The organism is Streptomyces sp. NPDC039430 (assembly GCF_055639435.1).
Genome location: NZ_JBVKAK010000001.1, coordinates 222,016 through 247,082, shown reverse-complemented (window position 1 = coordinate 247,082; position 25,067 = coordinate 222,016). Strand labels below are relative to the sequence as shown.

The 25,067-nt window shown below is 72.5% G+C and carries 24 protein-coding genes and 2 pseudogenes; 16 read left to right on the top strand and 10 right to left on the bottom strand.

What is annotated here, in order from left to right:
• Nucleotides 1–138 precede the first annotated feature (138 nt).
• Nucleotides 139–1,521 carry an aminotransferase class V-fold PLP-dependent enzyme gene (locus ACZ7LS_RS01055; protein ID WP_385135087.1) on the top strand — a complete coding sequence of 461 codons (1,383 nt, stop codon included), beginning with the start codon at nucleotides 139–141 and terminating at the stop codon, nucleotides 1,519–1,521.
• A 1-nt stretch (nucleotide 1,522) separates the two neighbouring features.
• Here ACZ7LS_RS01055 and ACZ7LS_RS01050 read toward each other — a convergent pair whose 3' ends face one another.
• From ACZ7LS_RS01050 to ACZ7LS_RS01025, 6 genes and pseudogenes are all read right to left on the bottom strand, one after another.
• Nucleotides 1,523–2,698: a glycerate kinase family protein gene (locus ACZ7LS_RS01050; RefSeq protein ID WP_385135089.1), complete on the bottom strand. Its 1,176-nt coding sequence runs from the start codon at nucleotides 2,696–2,698 to the stop codon at nucleotides 1,523–1,525.
• Nucleotides 2,695–2,910: pseudogene (locus ACZ7LS_RS01045) on the bottom strand (SLC13 family permease); the annotation flags it as partial. The gene ACZ7LS_RS01050 and the pseudogene ACZ7LS_RS01045, both read right to left, overlap by 4 nt.
• Nucleotides 2,900–3,718 (bottom strand): annotated as a pseudogene (locus tag ACZ7LS_RS01040) (HAMP domain-containing protein); the annotation flags it as partial. The pseudogenes ACZ7LS_RS01045 and ACZ7LS_RS01040, both read right to left, overlap by 11 nt.
• Entirely contained in the window at nucleotides 3,675–3,968 is a 294-nt protein-coding gene (locus ACZ7LS_RS01035) for a small hydrophilic protein (protein WP_385135091.1), read from the bottom strand. The gene ACZ7LS_RS01035 and the pseudogene ACZ7LS_RS01040, both read right to left, overlap by 44 nt.
• Nucleotides 3,969–4,075: 107 nt before the next feature.
• Entirely contained in the window at nucleotides 4,076–4,357 is a 282-nt protein-coding gene (locus tag ACZ7LS_RS01030; RefSeq protein ID WP_030355412.1) for an Lrp/AsnC family transcriptional regulator, read from the bottom strand.
• Entirely contained in the window at nucleotides 4,354–5,064 is a 711-nt protein-coding gene (locus ACZ7LS_RS01025; protein ID WP_382528603.1) for a rhomboid family intramembrane serine protease, read from the bottom strand. The genes ACZ7LS_RS01030 and ACZ7LS_RS01025 overlap by 4 nt, the downstream gene beginning before the upstream one ends.
• A 169-nt stretch (nucleotides 5,065–5,233) precedes the next feature.
• Between ACZ7LS_RS01025 and ACZ7LS_RS01020 the strand changes: the two genes are divergently transcribed.
• From ACZ7LS_RS01020 to ACZ7LS_RS01000, 5 genes are all read left to right on the top strand, one after another.
• The gene (locus tag ACZ7LS_RS01020) at nucleotides 5,234–5,476 is read left to right on the top strand and encodes a hypothetical protein (protein ID WP_382528600.1); all 243 of its coding nucleotides are present in this window, start codon (nucleotides 5,234–5,236) and stop codon (nucleotides 5,474–5,476) included.
• 37 nt (nucleotides 5,477–5,513) lie between these two features.
• Nucleotides 5,514–6,878 carry an NYN domain-containing protein gene (locus ACZ7LS_RS01015; protein ID WP_382528597.1) on the top strand — a complete coding sequence of 455 codons (1,365 nt, stop codon included), beginning with the start codon at nucleotides 5,514–5,516 and terminating at the stop codon, nucleotides 6,876–6,878.
• 349 nt (nucleotides 6,879–7,227) lie between these two features.
• The gene (locus tag ACZ7LS_RS01010) at nucleotides 7,228–8,268 is read left to right on the top strand and encodes a C40 family peptidase (protein ID WP_382528594.1); all 1,041 of its coding nucleotides are present in this window, start codon (nucleotides 7,228–7,230) and stop codon (nucleotides 8,266–8,268) included.
• A gap of 233 nt (nucleotides 8,269–8,501) precedes the next feature.
• Complete coding sequence (locus ACZ7LS_RS01005; RefSeq protein ID WP_385135094.1) at nucleotides 8,502–9,536, top strand: C40 family peptidase; 1,035 nt, start codon at nucleotides 8,502–8,504, stop codon at nucleotides 9,534–9,536.
• Between the two features lie 40 nt (nucleotides 9,537–9,576).
• Nucleotides 9,577–10,827, top strand: a complete 1,251-nt coding sequence (locus tag ACZ7LS_RS01000; RefSeq protein ID WP_385135095.1) for a hypothetical protein — start codon at nucleotides 9,577–9,579, stop codon at nucleotides 10,825–10,827.
• On the opposite strand, the gene ACZ7LS_RS00995 is transcribed toward ACZ7LS_RS01000, so the two are convergent.
• Nucleotides 10,784–12,028 (bottom strand): glycosyltransferase 87 family protein, encoded by a 1,245-nt coding sequence (locus ACZ7LS_RS00995; RefSeq protein ID WP_382528685.1) that lies wholly within the window; start codon nucleotides 12,026–12,028, stop codon nucleotides 10,784–10,786. The two genes, ACZ7LS_RS01000 and ACZ7LS_RS00995, sit on opposite strands and share 44 nt — an antisense overlap.
• 113 nt (nucleotides 12,029–12,141) lie before the next feature.
• Here ACZ7LS_RS00995 and ACZ7LS_RS00990 point away from each other — a divergent pair, with 113 nt between their 5' ends.
• Entirely contained in the window at nucleotides 12,142–13,296 is a 1,155-nt protein-coding gene (locus ACZ7LS_RS00990; RefSeq protein ID WP_382663995.1) for a glycosyltransferase family 4 protein, read from the top strand.
• 327 nt (nucleotides 13,297–13,623) lie between these two features.
• Here the strand turns inward: ACZ7LS_RS00990 and ACZ7LS_RS00985 are convergent, their stop codons facing one another.
• The gene (locus ACZ7LS_RS00985; RefSeq protein ID WP_382528582.1) at nucleotides 13,624–15,420 is read right to left on the bottom strand and encodes an AMP-dependent synthetase/ligase; all 1,797 of its coding nucleotides are present in this window, start codon (nucleotides 15,418–15,420) and stop codon (nucleotides 13,624–13,626) included.
• Between the two features lie 298 nt (nucleotides 15,421–15,718).
• On the opposite strand from ACZ7LS_RS00985, the gene ACZ7LS_RS00980 reads away from it, so the two are divergent.
• From ACZ7LS_RS00980 to ACZ7LS_RS00955, 6 genes are all read left to right on the top strand, one after another.
• Nucleotides 15,719–16,474, top strand: coding sequence for a metallophosphoesterase family protein (locus ACZ7LS_RS00980; protein ID WP_382528683.1), 756 nt, complete (start codon nucleotides 15,719–15,721; stop codon nucleotides 16,472–16,474).
• Between the two features lie 74 nt (nucleotides 16,475–16,548).
• Entirely contained in the window at nucleotides 16,549–16,992 is a 444-nt protein-coding gene (locus ACZ7LS_RS00975) for an SRPBCC family protein (protein ID WP_385135097.1), read from the top strand.
• Between the two features lie 5 nt (nucleotides 16,993–16,997).
• Nucleotides 16,998–18,209, top strand: a complete 1,212-nt coding sequence (locus tag ACZ7LS_RS00970; protein WP_385135099.1) for an ArsA family ATPase — start codon at nucleotides 16,998–17,000, stop codon at nucleotides 18,207–18,209.
• 89 nt (nucleotides 18,210–18,298) lie between these two features.
• Nucleotides 18,299–18,769: a DUF5304 domain-containing protein gene (locus tag ACZ7LS_RS00965; protein ID WP_382872943.1), complete on the top strand. Its 471-nt coding sequence runs from the start codon at nucleotides 18,299–18,301 to the stop codon at nucleotides 18,767–18,769.
• 103 nt (nucleotides 18,770–18,872) lie between these two features.
• Entirely contained in the window at nucleotides 18,873–19,814 is a 942-nt protein-coding gene (locus ACZ7LS_RS00960) for an ROK family glucokinase (protein ID WP_382528570.1), read from the top strand.
• Between the two features lie 249 nt (nucleotides 19,815–20,063).
• Nucleotides 20,064–20,816 carry an endonuclease/exonuclease/phosphatase family protein gene (locus ACZ7LS_RS00955; RefSeq protein WP_385135101.1) on the top strand — a complete coding sequence of 251 codons (753 nt, stop codon included), beginning with the start codon at nucleotides 20,064–20,066 and terminating at the stop codon, nucleotides 20,814–20,816.
• A gap of 23 nt (nucleotides 20,817–20,839) precedes the next feature.
• Here the strand turns inward: ACZ7LS_RS00955 and ACZ7LS_RS00950 are convergent, their stop codons facing one another.
• Nucleotides 20,840–21,550, bottom strand: a complete 711-nt coding sequence (locus ACZ7LS_RS00950; RefSeq protein WP_385135103.1) for a hypothetical protein — start codon at nucleotides 21,548–21,550, stop codon at nucleotides 20,840–20,842.
• Entirely contained in the window at nucleotides 21,459–22,238 is a 780-nt protein-coding gene (locus ACZ7LS_RS00945; RefSeq protein WP_382528562.1) for an alpha/beta hydrolase, read from the bottom strand. Before ACZ7LS_RS00945 ends, ACZ7LS_RS00950 begins: the two co-directional genes overlap by 92 nt.
• 148 nt (nucleotides 22,239–22,386) lie before the next feature.
• Here ACZ7LS_RS00945 and ACZ7LS_RS00940 point away from each other — a divergent pair, with 148 nt between their 5' ends.
• From ACZ7LS_RS00940 to ACZ7LS_RS00930, 3 genes are read left to right on the top strand one after another with little or no spacing between them, the layout of a single operon-like run.
• Nucleotides 22,387–23,100, top strand: coding sequence for a lysophospholipid acyltransferase family protein (locus tag ACZ7LS_RS00940; RefSeq protein WP_382528559.1), 714 nt, complete (start codon nucleotides 22,387–22,389; stop codon nucleotides 23,098–23,100).
• A 39-nt stretch (nucleotides 23,101–23,139) separates the two neighbouring features.
• The gene (gene macS / locus ACZ7LS_RS00935) at nucleotides 23,140–24,321 is read left to right on the top strand and encodes a MacS family sensor histidine kinase (RefSeq protein WP_385135105.1); all 1,182 of its coding nucleotides are present in this window, start codon (nucleotides 23,140–23,142) and stop codon (nucleotides 24,319–24,321) included.
• Nucleotides 24,318–24,992, top strand: a complete 675-nt coding sequence (locus ACZ7LS_RS00930; protein WP_385135107.1) for a response regulator — start codon at nucleotides 24,318–24,320, stop codon at nucleotides 24,990–24,992. Before macS ends, ACZ7LS_RS00930 begins: the two co-directional genes overlap by 4 nt.
• Nucleotides 24,993–25,067 lie beyond the last annotated feature (75 nt).

The window sequence follows — 25,067 nt, the reverse complement described above, 5'->3', positions numbered from 1 at the left end:
TTCAACACCTCCGTACGGCGACCCGTGCGTTGAGGCACACCCCCGCGACCACCGCGGCACAGCCGCGCACCGCTGGCGCACGCCGCGCCTCGCGGGGACTTGAAGCCGTTCCGACTTGTCCCGCCGGGAGATATCGCCATGTCCGCACGCCCGAACGCCGCCGCCACGACCCTCTCCGACGACCCCGCCTGCGCCGCCCCGCTGCCCGTGCTCGGGCGTGAGGTGAGCGTCCCGCTCGTCACCGGTGGCGAGGTCACCTACGCCGCGCTCGACTACGCCGCCAGCGCCCCCGCCCTCCAGCGGGTGTGGGACGACGTCGCCGCGTACGCCCCGTACTACGGCAGTGTCCACCGGGGCGCCGGTTATCTCTCGCAGCTCTCCACGGATCTGTTCGAGAACAGCCGCCGGACGGTCGCGGAGTTCCTCGGCTGCCGCGCCGATGACCAGGTCGTCTTCACCCGCTCGACCACCGACTCGCTCAATCTGCTGGCGGCCGTGCTCCCCGCGGAGTGCGAGGTGTTCGTGTTCGAGACCGAGCACCACGCGGCCCTGCTGCCGTGGCGGGACGCGCGGGTGACGTATCTGAACGCGCCCAGGACGCCCGACGAGGCCGTCGCCACGCTGGAGCGGGCGCTCGCCGGGCGGGCCGCCGCGGGGCCCGCGCTGGTCTGTGTGACCGGTGCGTCCAATGTGACCGGCGAGCTGTGGCCCGTACGGGAGTTGGCCGCCGCCGCGCACGCGGGGGGCGCCCGGATCGTGCTGGACGCCGCTCAGCTCGCGCCGCACCACCCCGTGGACATCGCCGAGCTGGACGTCGACTGGGTGGCCTTCTCCGGGCACAAGCTGTACGCGCCGTTCGGATCCGGGGTGCTCGCGGGGCGGGCCGACTGGCTCCGGGACGCGGAGCCGTATCTCGCCGGGGGCGGCGCCAGCCGAAAGGTGGCGCGCCGGGCCGACGGCGGGGTGGATGTCGACTGGCACACCACGGCGGCCCGTCATGAGGCCGGTTCGCCCAATGTCATCGGGGTGTACGCGATCGCGTCGGCCTGCAAGGCGCTCACCGACGCCGGGTTCGACGCGCTGGTGGCGCGCGAGCAGCGGCTCGTGGCCCGGGTGCGGGAGGGGCTGGCCGGGGTGCCCGAGGTGAGGGTGCTCTCGCTGTTCGGTGACGACGCGCCGCGGGTCGGGGTGCTCTCGTTCGTGGTCGAGGGGTGGAACAGCTCGCACTTCGCCGCCGCGCTCTCCGCGGAGTACGGCATCGGCGTACGGGACGGGCTCTTCTGCGCCCACCCGCTGGTACGGACGCTGCTGGACAGCGACCCGCAGGACCCGGGGGAGTGCGGCGCCCCGGAGGCCGAGCCGGGCGAGCGGTCGCTCAACGCGATCCGGGTCAGCTTCGGCGCCGGGACACCGGACGAGCATGTGGACCGGTTCGTCCGGGCCGTGCGGGAGCTGGTGACCGACGGCGCGCGGTGGAACTACCGTACGGAGGACGGCCGCTGCGTTCCCGACCGCGGCTGACTCAGGCCGCGACGGGCGCGAGGCGGGTGCCCAGCAGGACCATCCGCAGGGCGCGTTCGGCCGCGTCGGCGAGGAACTCACCGCCGCGGTCGAGGGCTTCTGGCAGTGCCACCGGCGCGGGAATGATCGAGCTGTACGCGTCGACCCCCAGGGCCCGCACCTCGTGGGCGCCCTGGCCGATGGTGCCGGCCAGCACCAGGACCGGCACTCCGGACGCGTGGGCGCGACGGGCCACTTCGGCCGGGATCTTGCCGCGTACGGTCTGGTGGTCGAGCGCGCCCTCGGCGGTGATCACCAGATCGGCGCGGGCCAGCCGGGCGTCGAGGTCGAGCCGGTCGAGCAGGACGTCGAAGCGGGGCAGCAGGCGCGCGCCGAGCGCGGCGAGACCGGCTCCGAGACCGCCGGAGGCGCCCGTGCCGGGTGCGGCGCGCAGGTCGGTTCCGGGGGACAGGTCCCGGGTGAGGACGGCCGCCCAGTGATCGAGCGCCAGGGACAGTTCCTCCACCCGGGCCGGGGTGGCGCCCTTCTGCGGGCCGAACACCCGCGCCACCCCGCGCGGGCCGCACAGGACATTGAACGGGTTGCAGGCGACCAGCAGTTCGGTGCCGGGCAGCCGCGGGTCGAGTCCGCTCGTATCGATACGGTCGAGCGCGCGCAGCGCCGCGCCGCCCGGGGGCAGCTCCCGGCCCCGGTGGTCCAGGAGCCGGGCGCCCAGTGCGCGCAGCGCCCCCGCGCCGCCGTCGGACGTGCCGGAGTCGCCGCAGCCGACGAGGACGCGCCGCACGCCCAGGTCGAGTGCGGCGCCGATGAGCTGGCCGACGCCGTATGTCGTGGTGGTACCCGGGTCGCGCCGGCCGGCCGGGACGAGCGAGAGGCCCGCGACGGCGGCCATTTCGACGACGGCGGTCGCCGCACCGGGCGCGGTGTCCCCGAGGAGCGCGAAGTGGCTGCCGACGGGGTCACCGACCGGGCCGGTCGCGGTGTACGGGACCAGCCGGCCGCCGGTCGCGGCGGCCAGCGCCTCGGCGGTGCCCTCGCCGCCGTCCACCAGCGGAATCAGATCGACCTCCGCGTCGGGCACCACCCTGAGCAGGCCCTCGGCGATGGACTCGGCGACCTGGCGGGCGGACAGGGATTCCTTGAAGCCGCTGGGGGCGATGGCGATGCGGTAGCTCATGGCTGGGTCTCCAGACGAACGGGCACGCCGAGCAGTGGCCAGACGGCGAGGGCGAAGAGCAGGACGAGGGCTGCTGTGAGCGGTGCGAGTACGGCGGAGAGCCGGAGCAGATCACGCGGGGTGTAGGTGGGGGTGCCGGGCAGGTCGGCGAAGAGCGCGACGGGTTTCGCGGAGGCGGGCAGGGTGTGGCAGAACCCGGCCGAACTCGCGCTGCGCGGCGAACGCCCGCTCCAGCCGGTCGAGCATCCCGTTGAAGGTCTCGGCGAGCGCCGCGATGTCGTCCCGGCCCTTCACGGGGATGCGGCGGGTGAGGTCCTGCTCGGTGAGTTGCGCCGCGGTCATCCGGACGACCCGTACCGGCGCGAGTATGCGGCCCGCGACGGCCCAGCCGATGCCGGTCGTCATCAGCAGCGCCACCCCCGAGATGGCCAGCAGCGTGCGGAACGTCTCGTCCGCGATGGCCCGTTCCTGGTCGGCGTGGAAAGCGACGACGAAGGCGCCGGGCGCCGTGTCGCCGGCGGGGTCTATCCGCACTTTCGCCCAGCGCAGCTCGCCCTGCGGGCGGTGCAGGGTGCCGGAGGCCGCCTCGGAGGCGAAGATCCGGGTCAGCGCGTCGTCGTCGCGCCACAGCGCGGTCCGGTCGGGGAGGTCACGGCGCTGGCGGATCACATGCGGCTTGGGTCCGGCGGCCCGGGTCAGGCCGAGCAGTTCCTCGTCCGGGTCGGAGTACTGGCGCTGCAGAAAGACCCGGAGCAGTCCGCGCGGGTCGCCGAACCGCTCGCCGGTCTGCGGATCGACACCGTGGTCGACGAAGTTCGCGAACTCGCCGGTCTCCTGGGTGAGCAGCTGGCTGATCCGCTGGTCGGCGTCCCGCAGCAGGATCGAGCGGGTGGTGGTGGCCACGGCGGCCAGCGCGGCCGTCATCACGACCAGCAGCCAGAGGAGGATCCGTACCCGGGCGGAGATACGGCGCGAGTCAGCCGTCTTCACCGGTGTCGTCACCGCGGTCGTCATCGTCATCACCGTCGGTGGCCGAGGGGCCCGGTACGACGGCGTCGCCCGGGGTGGCACCGGGACCGCCGCTCTTCGAGGGGGCCGGCGTGGTGCCGGGCAGCACGCCGGGCGAGCGCGACGGCGTGGAGTCCAGCTCCACCTTGGGCGGCACCCTGGGCGCGTCGGGACTGTCCGTCATGGCGTAGCTGGTGGCGGCGATACCGAGCGGGATGGCGACGACCGCCGCCAGGGCCGCCAGACGAGGAGAGAAAGCCATGTCCGTCACGGTGCCGGGCGCGGGAGAGACGGGGATGAGGGCCGGATGAGGATTCCTTCATCCTCCGCCGCCGGCATCCCGAGCGGCGCGGCCCGCGCGGACGGGCTCTACGCGTCGAGTCCGATGGCGAAGGCGGCTTCGAGGTCGTGCTGGGAGTACGTACGGAACGCCACATGCGTGTCCGTGGCCTCGACGCCCTCGATCTTGCTGATCCGGCCGGGGATCACATCCGCCAGATCGTCATGCTTGGGGACCCGGACCATGGCGATCAGGTCGTACGTACCGGTGACCGAGAAGACCTCGCTGACACTGTCGAGGGCGGCGATCGACTCCGCGATCTCGGGGATCCGGTCGACGCTGGTCTTGATGAGCACGATCGCGGTGATCACGGTTGGCGTTCTCCCTCGGTGGCCGCGGACAGGTCCTTCACTCTATCGGTACGCCAGTACCGCACCCAGGCGTAGAGGAAGCCCGTGCCGAACCCCACCACATGCGCGAGATAGGCGACGCCGGGGCCGGCGTCCGCGCCGTGCGCCGCCACCCACTGGAGCACGAACCAGAAGATCAGCACGATCCAGGCGGGGAAGCGCAGCGGCAGGAAGAGCAGAAACGGGAAGAGGCTGGTGACCCGGGCCCTGGGGAAGAGGTAGAGGAACGCGCCGAGTACCCCGGAGATCGCGCCCGAGGCCCCCACCAGCGTCTGGTCCGAGTCGGCGTTGGCCGCCGCGTACACGAACAGCGCGAAGTAGCCGACGGCGAGATAGAAGAGCACGAACTGCGCCCGGCCCATCCGCTCCTCGGCCATCGCCCCGAAGACATACAGGAAGAGCATGTTCCCCAGCAGATGCAGCCAGCTGCCGTGGACGAAGAGCGCGGTCAGCGGGGTGAGCAGGGCGTGCGGGGTGCCGCGCAGCAGATTCACGGGGACGACGCCCCACCGTTCGAAATACGCGCTCTGGGTCGCGAGGAGTGTGTCCCCCTTCCCGTATCCCGGATTGAACCCCGACAGCGGACTGATCAGGAAGACCAGACAGCAGAGGCCGATCAGTCCATAGGTCACCACTGGGCCGTCGGCCGCCGTCCGCCACTTGATCATGGACAGAGCATTGCGTACCGGGACCCACCGGTACAGAGCGCCTCGCCGCCCCCTGGAGTGGCCGCCAGGCCGTAGGGTTGCTGGCATCACATGCGTGTTTCGGGATATCAGCGTTTCGACGCGTACCCCGTGGCACCGCACGAGGGACGACGAAAAGAGGACGGCGACGATGACGACGGTTCCGCAGCCGACGGCCGCGACCCGGTGGCGCTGCACGCTGTGCGGCAATCTCACGCGCTTCGATGTGACCCGCTCCGCGAAGACCGTCGAGTACGTCCATCTGGACCTGGCCGGGGAGCCGAAGGTCGAGGAGCGCGAGGTGGTCAGTGAGACCATCGAGTCGGTGCGGTGCCGCTGGTGCAACGCCGTGGACCAGATCGAGCTGGTGGACAGGCCGGGGACCGGTTCCTGAGGGAGCCGCCCGAAAGGGGTAGATGGGGTGACGGATCGTGGAGCAGCCCGCGAGCGGTGCTGAGCCGGCCGGTGCGGCCGGCGGTGACGCCGCGGAGGCGCTCGACCGCCCGCTCCCGGACGGGGTACGGCGCCGGGTCGTCGCCCTGGTCTCCGACGCCTTCGGCGGGCTGACCGTCACCGAACTCCCCACGCAATTGCGGCAGTACGCCCGGTTCGCCCCCAACAGACGGGCGAAGTTCGCGGGCAACGCGATGGCCGCCGCCCTGGAGAGCGACCCGGTGTTCCGGCAGCGGATCGGGGAGCGGATCGGCCAGTCCCAGCCCGAGCTGGCCGCGGCCCTGGAGGCGGGCTCGCCGCCCGCCGCCGCCGATCCCGTGGATGTCGCCGCCGCCGCGTATGTCCTCAGGCCCCCCGGCTGGGTGAAGCTGGTGGCCGCCGCGGGCGAGGAGGCCCAGCGGGCGGACGCCGAGCGGGCCGGTGCGGAGACCCGGCGCGAGCTGGAACGGCTCCGTGAGGAACTGGCCGTCGCCAGGGCCCAGACGAAGAGCGAGACCGAACGGCTCCGTACGGAGCTGGAGGCGGCCCGCAAGGAGGCCGAATCGCTCCATCGCAAGCTGCGCAGCGCCCACAGCGATGTGAAGCGGGGCGAGGCGGCGCTGCGCCGGGCGAACGCGGAGTCCGAGGCGTTCCGCGCCGAGTCGGCGGCGCAGCTCTCCGCGGCGGAGAGCGAGACGCGCCGGATCAGGGCGCGTCTCGGTGAGGCGGAGGCGGCCGTCGAGGCGAGCCGCAGGGCCGCCCGTGAGGGCCGCTCGGTGGAGGACATGCGGCTGCGGCTGCTGCTGGACACGGTGCTGGAGTCGGCGCAGGGGCTGCGGCGCGAGCTGGCGCTGCCGCCCGCCGCCGCCCGCCCCGCGGACACGGTCGACGCGGTCGAGCCCGGCCGTATGTCGCCCAAGGACGTGGCGGCCCGCGCGCTCTCCGAGACCGATCCCGCGCTGCTCGACCAGTTGCTCGCGCTGCCGCAGGCGCATCTGATCGTGGACGGCTACAACGTCACCAAGACCGGCTATCCGACGATGCCGCTGGAGAAGCAGCGGCTGCGGCTGCTGGGCGGGCTCGCCATGCTCGCGGCGCAGACCGGCGCGGAGATGACGTGTGTCTTCGACGGCGCCGAACTGGCGGCGCCGGTACTGCTCGCGCCGCCGCGCGGGGTGCGGGTGCTGTTCTCCAAACCGGGCGTGACGGCGGACGAGTTGATCCGTCAGCTCGTCAGGGCCGAGCCGCCCGGCCGGCCCGTGGTGGTGGTCTCCACCGACCGTGAGGTCGCGGACGGGGTCGCCAGGGCCGGTGCCAGGCCGGTCGCGTCCGCCTTGCTGCTGAAGCGGCTTTCGCGCGTCTGATCCCTCTTGCGACGCTGGTCAACTCGTGCGAACAATGACCGAATTGATCGCTCCTTGTCGCAGCGCAGTGTCAAATGTCCATGACTGCCTGTGCGATGTCTGTAAATTATGTGCGTCCTGACTGAGTTTTTCCTTGGAAGGATTTGAACTGATCACGAGGAGGTCACTAAGGTCAGGCCTCGAACCTTCGCACGGTTGATCATCCATCCGGGGTGGCAGCGAAGGAACCGCCGATTTCGTGCAGTTCGGCCCCGTTCGTTCCAGTTCGCTGGCGGGGTGGACGCAGGAAGCCGGGGCCTTACGTCCCCCATGGCCCGGTAGGCGGCTGAGGAAGAAGGAGCTCGCCTCCGTGGCGTCCCACCGTCGACCCAAGCAGCCGAGCCGTGCCCGTGTGACCGTGCTCACCGCGACCGCCGCCGCTGCCGTCGCTCTCAGCGCCCAGGCCGCGCACGCGGAGCCGAAGCCGAGCAAGGAAGACGTCAAGGAGAAGGTCGACAAGCTCTACGAGGACGCGGAGAAGGCCACCGAGAAGTACAACGGGGCCAAGGAGGCGCAGGGCAAGCTCGAAAAGCAGGTCGACGCCCTCCAGGACAAGGTCGCCCGCGGCCAGGACGAGCTCAACGACCTGCGCGACGGCCTCGGCGCGATGGCCAGCGCCCAGTACCGCACCGGCGGCATCGACCCCGCCGTCCAGCTCTTCCTCTCCTCGGACCCGGACAGCTACCTGGAGAAGGCGTCCACGCTCGACCAGGTCAGCGCCAAGCAGGCCGACACGCTCCAGCAGATCCAGTCCAAGCAGCGGACCCTCGCGCAGCAGCGCCAGGAGGCCCAGGGCAAGGTCAAGGACCTCGCGGACACCCGCAAGCAGCTCGGCGCGAAGAAGGACGAGGTCCGGGCCAAGCTCGCCGAGGCGCAGAAGCTGCTCAACACGCTCACCGCGCAGGAGCGCGCCGCGCTCGCCCAGGAGGACGAGTCCCGCGCCAGCCGCGACGGCGGCGGCACCTCCTCGCGCGCCGACCTCGGCAACTCCGTGCCCTCCTCGCAGCTGGCCGCCGCCGCGTTCGCCGCCGCCCAGGGCAAGATCGGCACCCCGTACGTCTACGGCGCCAGCGGCCCCAGCTCGTTCGACTGCTCCGGACTGACCTCCTGGGCGTACGCGCAGGCCGGCGCCGCGATACCCCGCACCTCCGAGGCCCAGGCCAACGCCGGTACGCGCCTCGGGATGAGCCAGCTCAAGCAGGGCGACCTGGTCATCTTCTACGGCGACCTGCACCACGTCGGCTTCTACGCGGGCAACGGACAGGTGCTGCACGCCCCCAAGCCCGGTGCCAGCGTGCGCTACGAGTCCATCAACAACATGCCGTTCCAGTTCGGCGTCCGGATCGGCTGACGGCCCGCTGACACCCGCCCATTCGGGCGAATTCCCGCTCCGCACGCTGACGCCGCGCCCCGCCGATGACCTTGTGGTCTCCGGTGGGGCGCCACTTTGTGTGCCCGGGGCGGTCGTTGGCCGCTCCGTGGTCGCACGGCTACTGTCTGCTGCGCGCAGCTCCGGCCAGCGGTCCGCCCGTCGGGCGGCAGGGGCTGCGTCAGTGCGTACAGCGGAAGGAAGTGCGGCTTCCTGTGGTGTCCCATCGCCGCCCCTCACAACCCGGACTGGGCCTCGGCGCCCGTGGCAGCGTCCTCGCGGTGTCCGCCGCGGCCGCCACGGCCGCGGCGGCGCTCGGAGCCGCCCCCGCGGGTGCCGACCCGCAGCAGACGCCGGAGGCCACCCGTGCCAAGGTCGACCGGCTGTACGAACAGGCCGAGAAGGCAACCGAGTTGTACAACAAGGCCACGGAACAGGCGGGACGGCTGCGCGGCCTGGTCGACCAGGCGCAGGACAGCGCGGCCCGCGGCCAGGAGCGCGTCAACAAGATGCGCGGAGCGCTCGGTTCACTCGCCGGCGCCCAGTACCGCTCGGGCGGCGTCGATCCGGCCCTCGCCCTGCTGCTCTCCTCCGACCCCGACAGCTATCTCGACAAGGCCTCCGTCCTGGACCGGGTCGGCGCCCGCCAGTCCGGCACCCTGAGAGAACTCCAGCAGGCCCAGCGGAGGCTGGGACAGGTGCGTATGGAAGCCGCCCACGACCTCACCGAGCTGGAGCGCAGCAGAGCCGCCGTGGCCCGGCACAAGCGCACCGTCGAACGCAAACTCGCCGAGGCGCGGCGGCTGCTCGACTCGCTGCCCACCGCCGACCTCGACTCCTACGACCGGGCCTCACGCTCCGACCGCGGCGAGGGCGCCACGCTCTCCGGTGGCGCGCCCGCCTCGGCGCGCGCCGCCGCGGCCGTACGCGCCGCCCAGAACGCGGTGGGCCGGCCCTACGTCTGGGGCGCCAACGGGCCCTCCGGCTTCGACTGTTCCGGGCTCACGCAGTGGTCGTACGCGCAGGCGGGCGTCGGACTGCCGCGCACCTCCCAGGCGCAGCGGTACGCGGGCCGGCAGGTCCCGCTCTCCGCCGCGCGCCCCGGTGACCTCGTGGCGTACCGCGACGACGCCAGCCACATCGGCATGTACGTGGGCAACGGACAGGTGATCCACGCCCCGTATCCCGGAGCCGCGGTGCGCTACGACCCGGTCGGCATGATGCCGGTCTCGTCGGTCACGCGCGTCTGATCCGGACGGGAGCCGTGGGCCACCCCGTACGATCGGCGGGGTGGCAGGTCGGGCGCGTACCGCGGCAGGACGGCACGGCGCGTGGGGACGCACGGCCGTGCCGTGGCTCGTCGCGCTGCTGCTGGCGGGGGGCTGCACGGCCCCGGGGAAGGCCCCCGACACCTCCACCGAAGCGATCGGGCGGACCCTGGAGCGCCGGGCCGCGGCCGTGATGGACCGGGACGAGGACGCGTATCTCGCCGTCCTCGCCCCCTCCGCGCGGACCCTGCGCGCCACCGCGCGCGAGGAGTTCGAGAACCTCGCGGACGTGCCGCTCGGCTCCTGGACGTACCGGCTCACCGGCGTCGAACGCTCCGGCGACCGGGCCACCGTCCAGGCCGAACTGCGCTACCGCGTCGCCGGCTACGACACCGCCCCGGTCTCGACCCCCCGCACGCTGGCGCTGGAGGAGAGCGGGGGCCGCTGGTACGTGACCGGGGACCGGCCGGGCGCGGGCGGCACCGCACAGCTCTGGGAGCAGGGCGAGGTACGGGCCGTACGCGGCGCCCACAGCCTCGTCCTCGGTGTCGGGGCCGGTGCGGCGGCCGACGCGCGACTGAGCGGTATCGCGGCCGCCGCCGACCGGGCCGTGCCCGCCGTGGCCGACGCCTGGCCTGGCCCCTGGGCGCGCCGGGTGGTGCTGCTCGTGCCGGACTCCCTGGAGTCCATGGCGGGGCTGCTGGGGGCGCCCGCGGCCGGATACCGGGGCATCGCGGCCGTCACCACGGGCGAGGTCGGCTCCCCTGACGCGGCGCCCGCCGACCGGATCGTGGTGAACCCCGAGGCGTACGCCGCCCTCAGCGCCTACGGCCAACGGATCGTCCTCACCCACGAGACCACCCATGTCGCGACCCGCGCCGCCACCTCGGCCGCCACCCCGGCCTGGCTCTCGGAGGGCTTCGCCGACTGGGTCGCGTACCGGGGCACGGACCGGACGGCGGGCGAGATCGCGCCCGAACTCCAGCGCGCCGTCCGCCGCGGGGAGGCACCCGCACAGCTGCCGTCCGACGAGGACTTCGCCTTCGGCGGCGACCCCGGCCGGCTGGCCCGCTCCTACGAGGCCGGCTGGCTGGCCTGCGAGCTGATCGCCCGGGACCGGGGCGAGCGGCGGCTGACCGGCTTCTACCGCGCGGTCGGCGCGCACCCCGGGCGCGAGGGGGCGGTGGAGAAGGCGGCCCACGACGTGCTCTCCACCACGCCGGAGGAGCTCACGGCACGTTGGCGCGACTTTGTGCGCCGGCGTCTGGCCTGACCGCGAGCGCGTCCCCGTCGCGGGGCCCGGAGACCGTGTCACGCCACAGGCGCGCACAGGCCGTCAGGGTCGCCGCGACCAGCAGCCCGTTCCGTACGGCCAGCAGCAGGATGCCCGTCGCGTCACCGGCCACCACATGCGAGAACAGCAGCGGGAATTCGAGCAGTGTGACGGCGGTCGCCGCCACCACCAGCCACGCGGGCAGGGCCATCCGGCTCGCCCGCGGCGTCAGACAGACAGCCGCGAGACCGACCAGCCAGAGCATGTACTGCGGACTGATCACCCGGCTCGTGGTGGTGAACAGCAGCACGGCCGTGAACGCCGCGTCGTACGGCGTGCCCGCGCCGAACCCACGCGCCCTCAGCCGCCACACCAGCAGCCAGCCGAAGGACAGGACGGTCAGCACCAGCGCGGCGTTGCTGACCAGCGGGACATACGGCCCCACGAACTCCACGGAACCGTAGTTGAGCAGCACACTCCCGCTCCAGCCGAAGTGCCTTGCCACCTGGAAGACCAGCGCGCCCAGGGACTCGATCTCGGTGCCCCGGTCGCGCTGGAAGGTCAGGAACGCCAGTGCCCCGGGCATCGCGGCGGAACAGACCGCGACCAGCACGGCCGCCACCACCGCGGCCGTCGCCCAGGACCACCGGGTGACCCGGCCGCGCGGGGTACCCACCAGCAGCAGCACCGGCCACACCTTCAGCAGCGCGCCGAACCCGGCGAGCGCCCCCATCAGCCGCGGCCGGCGTGCCCCGGCGAGCAGGGCGGCGACCGCCACCGCCGTCACCATCAGGTCGTACCGCGCGTACGCCGTCGGACCCAGCAGCGGCACCCCCGCCACCCACACCCACGCGCCCCTCAGGGACCGGCCGGTCCGCCTCCCCGCGTACAGCAGCAGCCCGAAGGCCATCGCGTCGCAGACCAGCGCCAGCACGAAGAAGGCGGAGGCGTAGCCGAGGAACGGCAGCAGCGCGGGCGACACGATCGCCAGCGCCGCGGCCGGCGGATACTGCCAGGTCACATCATCCAGCGGATACGTGCCGGTCTTCAGCACCTCGTACCAGCCCTGGTAGATCACCGCGACATCGCCGGTGACGTCGGGCCCCGGGAGCGTGACGACCTTGAAGACGCAGAGCAGCAGCGCCGCCCTGGTGAGGGCCCACACCGCGACCGGGAACCGTGTGCCGTGCGCGCCCGCCATGACCGCCTCATCCTCGTCCGACTCGTACGTGACCGCGGGTGTCATGATGCAGGGCGGGGCTGTGCGGGAGCCACGAGGCAGGGCCGCCGCCGGGTTGGGTACTGTCTGCGGCGATGCACAAGACATTGATCGTGACCAATGACTTTCCGCCCAGGCCGGGCGGCATCCAGGCGTTCCTGCACAACATGGCGCTGCGTCTGGACCCCGAGCGGCTCGTCGTCTACGCCTCCACCTGGAAGCGAGGGCGCGAGGGCGCGGAGGCGACGGCGGCGTTCGACGCGGAGCAGCCGTTCACCGTCGTACGCGACCGTACGACCATGCTGCTGCCGACCCCGCGTGTCACCCGCAGGGCCACCCGGCTGCTGCGCGAGCACGGCTGCGAGTCGGTCTGGTTCGGCGCGGCGGCCCCGCTCGGCCTGATGGCCCCGGCCCTGCGCGCGGCGGGCGCCCGGCGCCTGGTCGCCACCACGCACGGCCACGAGGCCGGCTGGGCCCAGCTGCCCGCGTCCCGGCAGCTGCTGCGGCGCATCGGCGAGGGCACGGACACGATCACCTACCTCGGTGAGTACACGCGCTCCCGCATCGCCCCGGCGCTCACCCCGGAGGCCGCCGGGCGCATGGTCCAGCTGCCGCCCGGCGTCGACGAGAAGACCTTCCACCCGGGCTCGGGCGGTCAGGCAGTCCGCGAACGGCTCGGCCTCGCGGACCGGCCCGTCGTGGTCTGCGTCTCCCGGCTGGTCCCGCGCAAGGGCCAGGACACGCTGATCCACGCGCTGCCCGCGATCCTGGCGCGGGTGCCGGACGCCGTGCTGCTGATCGTGGGCGGCGGACCGTACGAGGGGGCGCTGCGGAAGCTGGCGGCCGACACGGGTGTGGCCGGCTCCGTACGCTTCACCGGCGCCGTCCCCTGGCCGGAACTCCCCGCCCACTTCGGCGCGGGCGACGTCTTCGCGATGCCCTGCCGCACCCGGCGCGGCGGTCTCGACGTCGAAGGCCTGGGCATCGTCTACCTGGAGGCGTCGGCGACGGGGCTCCCGGTGATCGCGGGCGACTCGGGCGGGGCGCCGGACGCGGTGCTGGAGGGTGAGACGGGCTGGGTGGTGCGCGGGGGACCGCGAGAGGTGGCGTCGGCGGAAACGGCGGAGCGGGTGGTGGCGCTGCTCGGGGACGCGGAGCTGAGGCGGCGGATGGGGGAGCGGGGGCGGGAGTGGGTGGAGGAGAAGTGGCGCTGGGACCTGCTGGCGTCGCGCCTCAAGGCGCTGCTTTAGCGGTACGCCGTCCGGCGGGGGTTGCGGGCCGGGGCGGTGTGCCCGCCCTCGCGCGCACGCGTGGCTTGTGCGGGTGGTGAAGGGGGGCGCGCAGGGGTCCGTGTCCGGGACGTAGAGGGTGATGTGTGGCGCGCGGACGCCCGAACCATCGACTGGGCAGATCCGCGCCGTACACCATGCGGTCCCGGGCGCGAGGCCCGGAGCGCACCCCGGCGACAACCCGCACCGCACCACCGGCCTCCGCCAAAGACAAGCGCACCGCACCGCGCCGCACCGCACCCAAACGGACCCGCACCCGAAATCCGGCCGCGACCGGAACGAACCCCCTCAGCCCTGATAAATCGCCTCGATTTCGTCGGCGAAGTCCTTGGCCACCACATTGCGCTTCAGCTTCATCGACGGCGTGATGTGTCCCGCCTCCTCCGTGAACTGCCTTGTCAGCACCCGGAACTTCCGTACCGACTCCGCCTTCGACACCGCCGCGTTCCCCTCGTCCACCGCCCGCTGCACCTCCGCCAGCAGCTCCGGGTCCAGCCGCAGCGCCGCCGCCGTCGCGTCCGCGGGTTTGCCGTGGTCCGTGGCCCAGCGGGTCAGGAACTCCTCGTCCAGGGTGATCAGCGCGCCCACGAACGGGCGGCCGTCGCCGACGACCATGCACTCCGCGATCAGCGCGTGCGCCCGGATGCGGTCCTCGATCACGGCCGGGGCGACGTTCTTGCCGCCGGCGGTGACCAGGATCTCCTTCTTGCGGCCGGTGATCGAGAGATAGCCGTCCTCGTCGAGCGTGCCGATGTCGCCGGTGTGGAACCAGCCGTCGGCGAGGGCCTCGGCCGTCGCCTCGGGGTTGTTCCAGTAGCCGGTGAACAGGTGCTCGCCGTGGAGCAGGACCTCGCCGTCGTCGGCGATCCGGACGACCGAGCCCGGCAGGGGCTGGCCGACCGTGCCGATCTTCTGGCGGTCCCACGGGTTGAAGGCGGTGGCCGCGCAGGACTCGGTGAGGCCGTAGCCCTCCAGCACCGTGAAGCCGATGCCCCGGTAGAAGTGGCCCAGCCGCTCGCCCAGCGGGGCGCCGCCGGAGATCGCGTACTCGCCGCGTCCGCCGAGGACGGCGCGGAGTTTGCCGTAGACGAGCTTGTCGAAGATCTTGTGCCGGATCCGCAGGCCGAGTGACGGGCCCCGCGGGGTGGACAGCGCGCGGCTGTACGCGATCGCCGTGTGCGCGGCCTTGTCGAAGATCCGGCCCTTGCCGTCCGCCTGTGCCTTGGCACGGGCGGAGTTGTAGACCTTCTCGAAGACGCGGGGGACGCCGAGGATCAGCGTCGGCCGGAAGGACGCCAGGTCGTCGGTGAGGTTCTTGATGTCCGGCAGGCAGCCGAGCTTGATCGGTGCCATCACGGCCGCCACCTCGACGAGCCGTCCGAAGACATGCGCGGCGGGGAGGAAGAGCAGCACGGAGCACTCGCCCGTGCGGAAAAGGGGGTTGAGGCGCTCCACCGCGTTGCCGCACTCCGCGAAGAAACTGCGGTGCGTCAGCACACAGCCCTTGGGGCGGCCCGTGGTGCCCGAGGTGTAGACGATGGTCGCCGGGTCGTCGGCCTTCGCGGTCGCGGCGCGTTCGTCGACGGCCGCGTCCGTGATCCCGGCGCCGGTCGAGGTCAGCTCCGCGATCGCGCCGCCGTCGATCCGCCAGACGTCGCGCAGGCCGGGGAGACCGCTCCGTACCGACTCCACCGCCGCGGCGTGCTCCGCGGTCTCCACGATCGCCGCGACCGCGCCCGAGTCGCCGAGGATCCACTGCACCTGCTCGGCCGAGCTGGTCTCGTACACCGGGACGGTGACCGCGCCGGCGCTCCAGATCGCGAAGTCGAGCTGTACCCATTCGAAGCGGGTACGGGACATCAGTGCGACCCGGTCGCCGGGCTGGATGCCCGCCGCGATCAGGCCCTTGGCGGCGGCCCGTACCTCGGCGAGGAACTGCGTGGCGGTCACGTCCGTCCAGGCACCGGCCACCTTGCGGCCCAGGACCGCGACATCCGGGTGCTGCGCGGCATTGCGGCGGATGAGATCCGTCAGATTGCCGTCCGAAGGGACCTCGTACAGGGCCGGAAGGCTGAACTCGCGCAAGACTGCTGCTCCTCATCGGGCGCCGGCGCCACGGCTTCGCACACGCCGGCTGCGGTCCAAGATCGGGCAGGTGCTCGGCGGGGCGAGCACGACTGGACTGCCCGGACGTTACCCATCGGTACGGACGTACCGATAGAGGGTCCCGGCCAGATGTTCCGTGCGTCACACGTACTGTGCGGTACTTCGCGCAGAGTAGTCCACACCTCCGCCACCACGGAAGGAACCGCAGGTCCGGACCCTCTACCGAGGGCGGAATCGGAGTTCTAGGGTGATCGTCATGCGAGGTATGCGAGTCAATGTGATCAGTGATGTCCATGGGAACGCACGGGATCTCGCGAAGGCGGGTGACGGCGCGGACGCCCTGATCTGCCTCGGTGACCTCGTGCTCTTCCTGGACTACGCGGACCATTCGCGCGGTATCTTCCCCGACCTCTTCGGCGTCGAGAACGCCGACAGGATCGTGGCGCTGCGCACCGCCCGCCGCTTCGACGAGGCCCGGGAGCTGGGCCGGGAGCTGTGGGCCGGGCTCGGGCTCGACCCGGGCGCCGCGATCGAGCAGGGCGTGCGCCGCCAGTACGCCGAACTGTTCGCGGCGTTCCCCGCCCCGACGTACGCGACATACGGCAATGTCGACATCCCGGACCTCTGGCGGGAGTACGCGCTGCCGGGCACCACCGTGCTGGACGGCGAGCGCGTCGAGCTGGGCGGCCGGGTCTTCGGATTCGTCGGCGGCGGGCTGCGTACCCCCATGAGCACCCCGTACGAGATCTCCGACGAGGACTACGCGGCCAAGGTCGAGGCGCTCGGCGAGGTGGATGTGCTGTGCTCGCACATCCCGCCCGACGTGCCCGAGCTGACGTACGACACGGTCGCCCGCCGCTTCGAACGCGGGAGCACCGCGCTGCTGGACGCCATCCGCCGTACGAGGCCGCGGTACGCGCTGTTCGGACATGTCCACCAGCCGCTGGCCCGCCGGATGCGCGTCGGCGCCACGGAGTGCGTGAACGTGGGGCACTTCGCGGCGACCGGGCGGCCGTGGGCCATGGAATGGTGACCGGCGCACTCGCGATAGCCTGCACCACACATATCCAGAAGCCGGGACAGCCCCAGCACCGGAGGAGCACGGCGATGGCGGAACACACCAGTTCGAGCATCACGATCGAGGCGGCACCGGCCGACGTCATGGGCGTGATCGCCGACTTCGACCGCTACCCCGAGTGGACCGGCGAGGTGAAGGAGGCCGCGGTGCTGGCCACCGACAACCGGGGCCGCGCCGAGCAGGTCAGGCTGGTGCTGGACGCCGGAGCGATCAAGGACGACCACACCCTCGCCTACACCTGGACCGGCGACAACGAGGTCAGCTGGACGCTGGTGAAGTCCCAGATGCTGCGCGCCCTCGACGGCTCGTACCTGCTGGCGCCGGCCGGCTCGGGCACCGAGGTCACCTACCGGCTGACCGTCGACGTCAAGATCCCGATGCTCGGCATGATCAAGCGCAAGGCCGAGAAGGTCATCATCGACCGGGCACTCGCGGGCCTCAAGAAGCGCGTCGAATCCGTCCCCGGAGCCTGACGCCGATGCGTACGGTCCTCGTCACCGGCCCCGGCGGGGCGGGCCGTACGACCATCGCCGCCGCCACCGCGCTCGCCGCCGCCCGGCCCGGCGGACGGGTCCTGCTGCTCTCCGCCGGCCCGCTCGGCGATCTTCTCGGAGCGCCGGCCGGAACGCCGGACGACCCCGCACCGGTACGGGACGGCCTGTGGGCCGCGCGCGTCGACTCCGGCGCGCACTTCCGTACCGAGACGCTCGCCTTCCAGGAGCGGGCCGCCACCGCGCTCGAACTGCTCGGCGCCCGCAAGCTGGCCGGTGAGGAACTCACCGAACTGCCCGGCAGCGAACAGTCCGCCCTGCTGCACGCCCTGCGCCGGGCCGCGGCCGGCGACTGGGACGTCCTCGTCGTCGACCTGCCGCCGCTGCGCGACGCCCTGGCCCTGCTCGCCCTGCCCGAACAACTGCGCCGCTATCTGCGCCGGCTGCTGCCACGGGAACGGCAGGCCGCCCGCGCGCTGCGCCCGATGATGGCCCAGCTCGCCGGGATACCCATGCCCGCGCAGTGGCTGTACGAGACGGCCGCCCGGTGGGACGCCGAGCTGGCCGCCGTCCAGTCGCTCGTCGAGGACCCCGCCACGACCCTGCGGCTGGTCGCCGAGCCGGGGCCCGCCGCGGCCGAGGCCCTGCGCGCCGCCCGCGCCGGGATCGCGCTGTACGGACTGCGCGTCGACGCGCTCGTGGCCAACCGGATACTGCCCGCCGACGCCGCCGGCCCCTGGCTAGCGACGCTCGTCGCCCAGCAGCGCAAGTGCCTGGACGAGTGGCACGAGGAATGGCCGTCCGAGGCGCCCGTGCGCGTGGTGGGGCATCTGGGCCGGGACCCGCGCGGTCTCGACGACCTCGCGCTTCTCGACCTCGGCCCTCTCGGCCCCGCCCTTCCCGGCAGCACGCCGGAGGGCGCCGCCGGGAGCCCCGCCGAGGACCCCTGGCCCGTGGAGGACCGGCTCGCCGCAGAGGATCTGCTCGTCTGGTGCCTGCCACTGCCCGGAGCGGTCAAGAGCGAACTGGGGCTGGTACGCAGGGACGACGAACTGCTGCTCACCGTCGGCCCGTTCCGCCGAATCGTTCCGCTGCCGTCCGCGCTGCGCCGCTGCACGGTCACCGGCGCGGCCCTCACGGACGGCGTGCTGCGGGTGAGATTCACCCCCGACCCCGACCTGTGGCCGCGCGCGCACTGAACGACGTACCTCCGTTCGGGTACCGTCGAAGGTACGAACCCTTCCGCTGCCCGTGGCGGGAGACCCTGTCTCTGACGCAGGAGTGCCGCATGAGCGATGCCACCGAGCGCCCCGCCGCCGACTCGGACGCCTGGGCCACGGCATGCGCCGAGGATCTGGAGGCCGAGAAGGAGCGCCGCCGCGCGGCCTACGGCCCGCAGCCAGGCTCCGCCACCGAGGAACTGCGCAAGCTGGTCGAAGCCGTCGCCGACAAGGTCTCCGCGCTGCCGGGCCCGCTGTTCGGCGTGGCCGCGCAGGGCGCCGTCCAGCAGTTCATCAACCAGGCCAAGGCGGCCGTCGAGCCGGTCATCGAGCGCAACCCCGGAGTCTTCGACCATCTCGCCGCCGCGGGCAACGAACTGCTCGCCGCGTACCGCTCCGCCGTCGAGTCCCAGGAGTCCCGCTGGACCCAGGGAACACCTCCGTCGACCGGCGCCGTACGGGACACGGAGAAGGCCGGCGACCCCACCGACCCGAGGGACGAAGGGCCAGGTCCGGACGGCCGGATCGACCTGGACTGACCGCCGGGGGGACCGCGTCGCGCAGGGCAGGACCGGCCGGGCCGGCGCCCGCCCTCGGGTACGGTTGAGGCTTAGCGGGGCTCGACCGAAAACTGAGGGACACATGGGACTCACCATCGGCGTCGACATCGGCGGCACGAAGATCGCGGCCGGCGTGGTCGACGAAGAGGGCACCATCCTGGAAACGCACAAGGTTCCCACTCCGCCGACCGCCGAAGGCATCGTGGACGCGATCTGCGCCGCGGTCTCCGGTGCCGGCGAGGGGCACCAGATCGAGGCCGTCGGCATCGGCGCCGCCGGCTACGTGGACGACAAGCGCGCGACCGTCCTCTTCGCGCCGAACATCAACTGGCGTCACGAACCGCTCAAGGACAAGGTCGAGCAGCGGGTCGGACTGCCGGTCGTCGTGGAGAACGACGCCAACGCCGCCGCCTGGGGCGAGTACAGGTTCGGCGCCGGGCAGGGCCATGACGACGTCATCTGCATCACGCTCGGCACGGGCCTCGGCGGCGGCATCATCATCGGCAACAAGCTGCGCCGCGGACGCTTCGGTGTGGCCGCCGAGTTCGGGCACATCCGGGTCGTGCCCGACGGGCTGCTGTGCGGTTGCGGAAGCCAGGGCTGCTGGGAGCAGTACGCGTCAGGGCGTGCTCTCGTCCGGTACGCCAGGCAGCGCGCCAACGCGACGCCGGAGAACGCCGGGACGCTGCTCGGTCTCGGCGACGGCACCCCGGAGGGCATCGAGGGCAGGCACATCAGCGCGGCGGCCCGCGCCGGTGACGCCGTCGCCATCGACTCCTTCCGTGAGCTGGCCCGTTGGGCGGGTGCCGGTCTCGCCGATCTGGCCTCGCTCTTCGACCCGTCCGCGTTCATCGTCGGCGGAGGGGTGTCGGACGAGGGCGAGCTGGTCCTCGACCCGATCCGCAAGTCCTTCCGGCGCTGGCTGATCGGTGGCGAGTGGCGCCCGCACGCCCAGGTGCTCGCGGCCCAACTGGGCGGCGAGGCAGGGCTGGTGGGAGCCGCGGACCTGGCCCGCCAGGGCTGACCAGGACCCGACCGCGCCCGCCGTCACCGCGTCCTCGGTGCGGCGGGCGCCGTCATGTCAGGGGCCGCTCGTGGCGGGCGCGTACGGCTCATGTCCAGGGCCGCTTGTGGCGGACGCGTACGGCCGCTCCCGGGCGGGTGGTGCCGGCGCGTACGGCCGCGCCTGGGCCGCTCGTGTCGCGCGTACGGCCGCTTCCGGGCCGCTGGTGTCGGCGCGTACGGCCGCCTCGCCTGCCGATATCTTGGCGGCATGGCGATGCCCACGCTGCCCGACTCCCGTACCGAGCCGGATGGTTCCGCGGTGATCCGGGTGCTCAGCTACAACATCCGGTCGATGCGCGACGACACCGAGGCGCTGGCCCGGGTGATCAGCGCCTGCGCGCCCGATCTGGTCTTCGTCCAGGAGGCACCGCGGTTCTTCCGCTGGCGCAGACGCGCGGCCTGGCTGGCGGCGCACACCGGTCTCGTGGTGCTCGGCGGCGGCGCCACCGCGGCGGGGCCGCTGCTGCTCTGCTCGCCGCGCACCACGGTCGAGCGGACCGAGGACATCCTGCTGCCGCTCACCCCGGGCCTCCACCGGCGGGGTTTCGCCACGGCGGTGGTACGGATCGCGGGCGCCCGGATCGGGCTGCTCAGCTGCCATCTCAGCCTCAGCGCCGACGAGCGCCACGCGCAGGCGGGGATGGTGCTCGACCGGCTCAAGGCCATGGACGTACCGCACTCGATCGTCGCCGGGGACCTCAACGACCGCCCCACCGGCCGCGGTTTCCAGCTGCTGGCCGGGGAACTCCAGGACTGCTGGGCCCTCGCTCCCTGGGGCGGGGAGTACACCTCGCCCGCCGCGCACCCGCGCCAGCGCATCGACGCGATCTTCGCCACGCACGGCGTCGAGGTGCTCGGCTGCGGGGTGCCGCACGGTCTGCCGGGCCTCGACGAGGCCGACCTCAGGGCGGCGACGGATCACCTTCCGGTGCTCGCCGCCCTCCGCGTACCGGCCTTCTGAACGACCGCCCCCGTCGGGTCCCGTCAGACCACCGCGCCGCTCCCCGGGTCGTCGTTCTCGTCGTCGTCATGCTTCATCCGCGCCACCAACGTGACGAAACCGCCCAGGAAGCCGCCGATGCAGAGCGTGCTCAGCCACCACGTCATGTCCCACCGCAGCAGCACGGCGACCAGCATCAGCACCGGGCCGCCGATCACCGCGAGCCAGGCGAACCGGGCCGTCGCGTCGGATTCCGGCAGCGGCGGCGGCTCCGGCGGGACGAAATGGCCCTCGTCGCTCTCGTCGAGGTCCTCCTCCCGCGGCTCGTCCAGCTGGTAGTCGCGCGGCCCGCCGACACCGGGCGCAAAGACGACGGAACCGCCGAGCACGGGCTTTCCGTCCCCGGCGTCCGGCTCCGGATCCTTCCCGGCCTTCGGCTCCGGCTTCTCGGGGGGCTTGCCCAGTGTCTTGTCCGGAGCCGCGGACTCCGGCCCGGCCCCCGGGTCCGTGCTGTTCCGCTCGCTCTCCAGCAGGGCCTGATCGTCCACCGACTTGAACGGCTTGGCGCCCGGCGGATCCGCCGGCTCCTCGCCGTACCCGGCCACGATCGCCGCCCAGGCCGCGTCCTCGTCGATCGGCTGCGGCTCGCGGTCCGCGTCATGCTCAGCCACCGGTGGTGCTCCCCTTCTTCCCGACAGTCGGAGCGAGCCGGCCGATGAACGCGTGACTCTCCTCGAAAATCCGCTCCGCGTCATGGTCCAACGTCGCCACGTGGTAGCTCTGTTCCAACAGGACCTCACGGACATCCACCGACGAGACCCGGGACAGGATCCTGGCGGAGTCGGCCGGCGGCACCACATGGTCCTCGGGGCTGTGCAGCAGCAGCAACGGCTGGGTGACCTGCGGCAGCGCCGTGTCCACCAGCCGGAAGAAATTCCGCAGTGAGTACGCCGCGTGCAGCGGCACCCGGTCGTAACCCAGCTCCCGCGCACCCTCCTTGGCGATGTCGCTCGTCAGGCCCTTGGTCGTCGGGACCAGATGACGGAGCACGGGCAGCGCGTACGCCGCCGCTCCGTGCACCTTGATCCCGGGGTTGACCACCACGACCCCGCTGATCTCCCGGCCGTGCTTGGCCGCCAGCCGCAGCGCGAGCGCCCCGCCCATCGACAGCCCGACGACGAAGACCCGCGTACACCGCTCCAGCAGCTCCCGCAGCGCCCGGTCCACCTCCGCGTACCAGTCCTGCCAGCCGGTGACCCGCATGTCCTGCCAGCGCGTGCCGTGCCCGGGGAGCAGAGGCAGCGACACCGTCAGCCCCCGCTCGGCCAGATACCCGGCCCAGGGGCGCAACGACTGCGGGGAACCGGTGAATCCGTGACAGAGAAGGACGCCGACCTCGCCACCTTCGTGGCGGTACGGCTCGGCTCCGGGAAGGACCGGCACCGGGGTCTCCTGTTCGTGAGGATCGGACGATGTACTTCACCGTACGCGACCGGACCGACACCGACCAGATCCGTCGGGCACCCATGAAGGAGAGCGCGGGAGCCCCAAGCGTTAAGGTCAGTGCGACAGCACACAGGAGGCAATCGAGTTGATCTACGGCGCCATGAAATTCTCCATCGGAGGGTCGCTGAAGCTCGCCTTCAGGCCCTGGGTGGAGGGCCTGGAGAACATTCCCGCCGACGGTCCGGCGATCCTCGCGAGCAACCATCTCTCGTTCTCCGACTCGTTCTTCCTCCCGGCCGTGCTCGACCGCAAGGTCACCTTCATCGCCAAGGCCGAGTACTTCACCTCGCCCGGAGTGAAGGGCAAGCTCACCGCCGCGTTCTTCAAGGGCGTGGGACAGCTGCCGGTGGACCGCTCGGGCGCGCGCGGCGCGGGCGAGGCCGCGATCCAGAGCGGCATCAAGGTCCTGGCGAACGGTGAACTCTTCGGTATCTACCCGGAAGGCACCCGCTCGCCCGACGGCCGTCTCTACCGCGGCAAGCCCGGCGGCCTCGCCCGTGTGGCGCTCGCCTCCGGTGCGCCGGTCATCCCGGTCGCCATGATCGACACCGAGAAGATCCAGCCGCCGGGCAAGGTCGTCCCGAAGCTGATGCGCCCGGGGATCAGGATCGGGGAGCCGCTGGACTTCAGCCGCTACCAGGGCATGGAGAGCGACCGGTTCATCCTGCGATCGGTCACCGACCAGGTGATGTACGAGATCATGAAGCTCTCGGGCCAGGAGTATGTCGACATCTACGCGACGGCGGCCAAACGCCGGCTCGCGGAAGCGGCGAAGGCGGCGGGCACCGGCGGGGAGTGAGCCGGAGGCGAACGGGCCGCACAGGAACGAGGGGGGCGAGTGGCCAGGCGCGAGCGCGTCGTAAGGATGTCCGTGGAGCAGCCGCTGTGGCGGGCGCTGACCGCGTACCGCGCGCTGACCATGGTCTACGCGGTCCTGATGTTCTTCTACGAGCGTGAACGGTTCGAACGCCCCTGGGTCGCCGCCTGTTTCCTCGCGTTCCTGGCGATATGGACCCTGGCCACGCTCCCCAGAGTGGCGAACGCCGTCAGCTGCACCAAGCGCTTCCTGGTCGCCGATCTGACCGTCGCGGTCACCGGCATCCTGCTCACGCCGCTCGCCGACACCCACGCCCAGCAGATCGACGGCCCCACACTGCCGTCGATATGGGCCGCGGGATCGGTCCTCGCCTTCGCCATCAAGGGCGGCTGGCGCTGGGCCGCGGTCGCCTCCTCCGTCGTCGCCGTCGCCAACCTCATCGAGCGCGCGCACCCCAGCCGGGACACCCTCCACAACGTCCTGCTCGTCTGGGTCGCCTCCATCGCCATCGGATACGTCGTCGAGGTCGCCCGCGCCTCCGAACGCACCCTGGCCCGCGCCCTGGAGATCGAGGCCGCGACGCGGGAGCGCGAGCGGCTGGCCCGTGACATCCACGACAGCGTGCTCCAGGTGCTCGCGATGGTGCAGCGGCGCGGTACGGCGCTGGGCGGAGAGGCCGCCGAACTGGGCCGGCTGGCGGGGGAGCAGGAGATCGCCCTGCGCACGCTGGTCTCCAGCGGACTGGTGCCCGCCACCCGCGCGTCCGAGCACACGGCGGCGGTCCCGGCCGGCCAGGACGACGAACCGTGCGACCTGCGCACGCTCCTCGCGCCGTACGCCGGTTCGCGCGTCACCTTCTCGGAACCAGGCGCTCCGGTACTGCTGCCGCCGGCCGCCGCCCAGGAGCTGACAGCCGCTGTCGGTGCCGCCCTGGACAATGTCCGCGGACACGCGGGCGCCGAGGCCCACGCCTGGATCCTGGTCGAGGAGTGGCCGGACGAAGTGATCGTGACCGTACGGGACGACGGGCCGGGCATCCCGGAAGGCCGGCTCGCCCAGGCCGAGGGGGAGGGCCGGCTCGGCGTCGCCCTCTCGATCCGCGGCCGGCTGCGGGACCTGGGCGGCACGGCCGAGCTGATCTCGGTGCCGGGCCAGGGCACGGAAGTCGAGTTGAAGGTTCCACGGGGAGAGACACAGCGATGAGCGAACAGACGGACCCGATCAGGGTGATGGTGGTCGACGACCACCCGATGTGGCGCGACGCCGTCGCCCGCGATCTGGACGCGGCCGGCTTCGAGGTGGTCGCGACCGCCGAGGACGGCCCGCAGGCGGTGCGCCGCGCGAAGGCCACCACCCCGCGCGTGCTCGTCCTCGACCTCAATCTGCCCGGTATGCCCGGCGTCCAGGTCTGCAAGGAGCTGGTCGGCGCCCATCCCGGACTCCGCGTGCTGGTGCTCTCCGCCAGCGGCGAGCACGCCGACGTCCTGGAAGCGGTGAAGTCCGGCGCCACCGGCTATCTGCTCAAGTCGGCCCGTACGGAAGACCTGATCGACGCCGTACGCCGCACCGCCGCCGGCGACCCGGTCTTCACCCCCGGCCTCGCGGGCCTCGTGCTCGGTGAGTACCGCAGACTCGCCTCCGAGCCCGCGCCCGTCGCCCCCGACGAGCCCAAGGCGCCGGAACTGACCGAGCGGGAGACCGAAGTGCTGCGGCTGGTCGCCAAGGGCCTCTCGTACAAGCAGATCGCCGAACGCCTGGTCATCTCGCACCGCACCGTGCAGAACCATGTGCAGAACACCCTCGGCAAGCTCCAGCTCCACAACCGCGTGGAGCTGGTGCGGTACGCCATCGAACGCGGCCTCGACGACATCTGAGCCGGGCCCGCCCCGGAGAATCCCCGCACAAGCCTTCATCCGCCCTCTGGTGCAACGCAATTGACCCTGCGCACC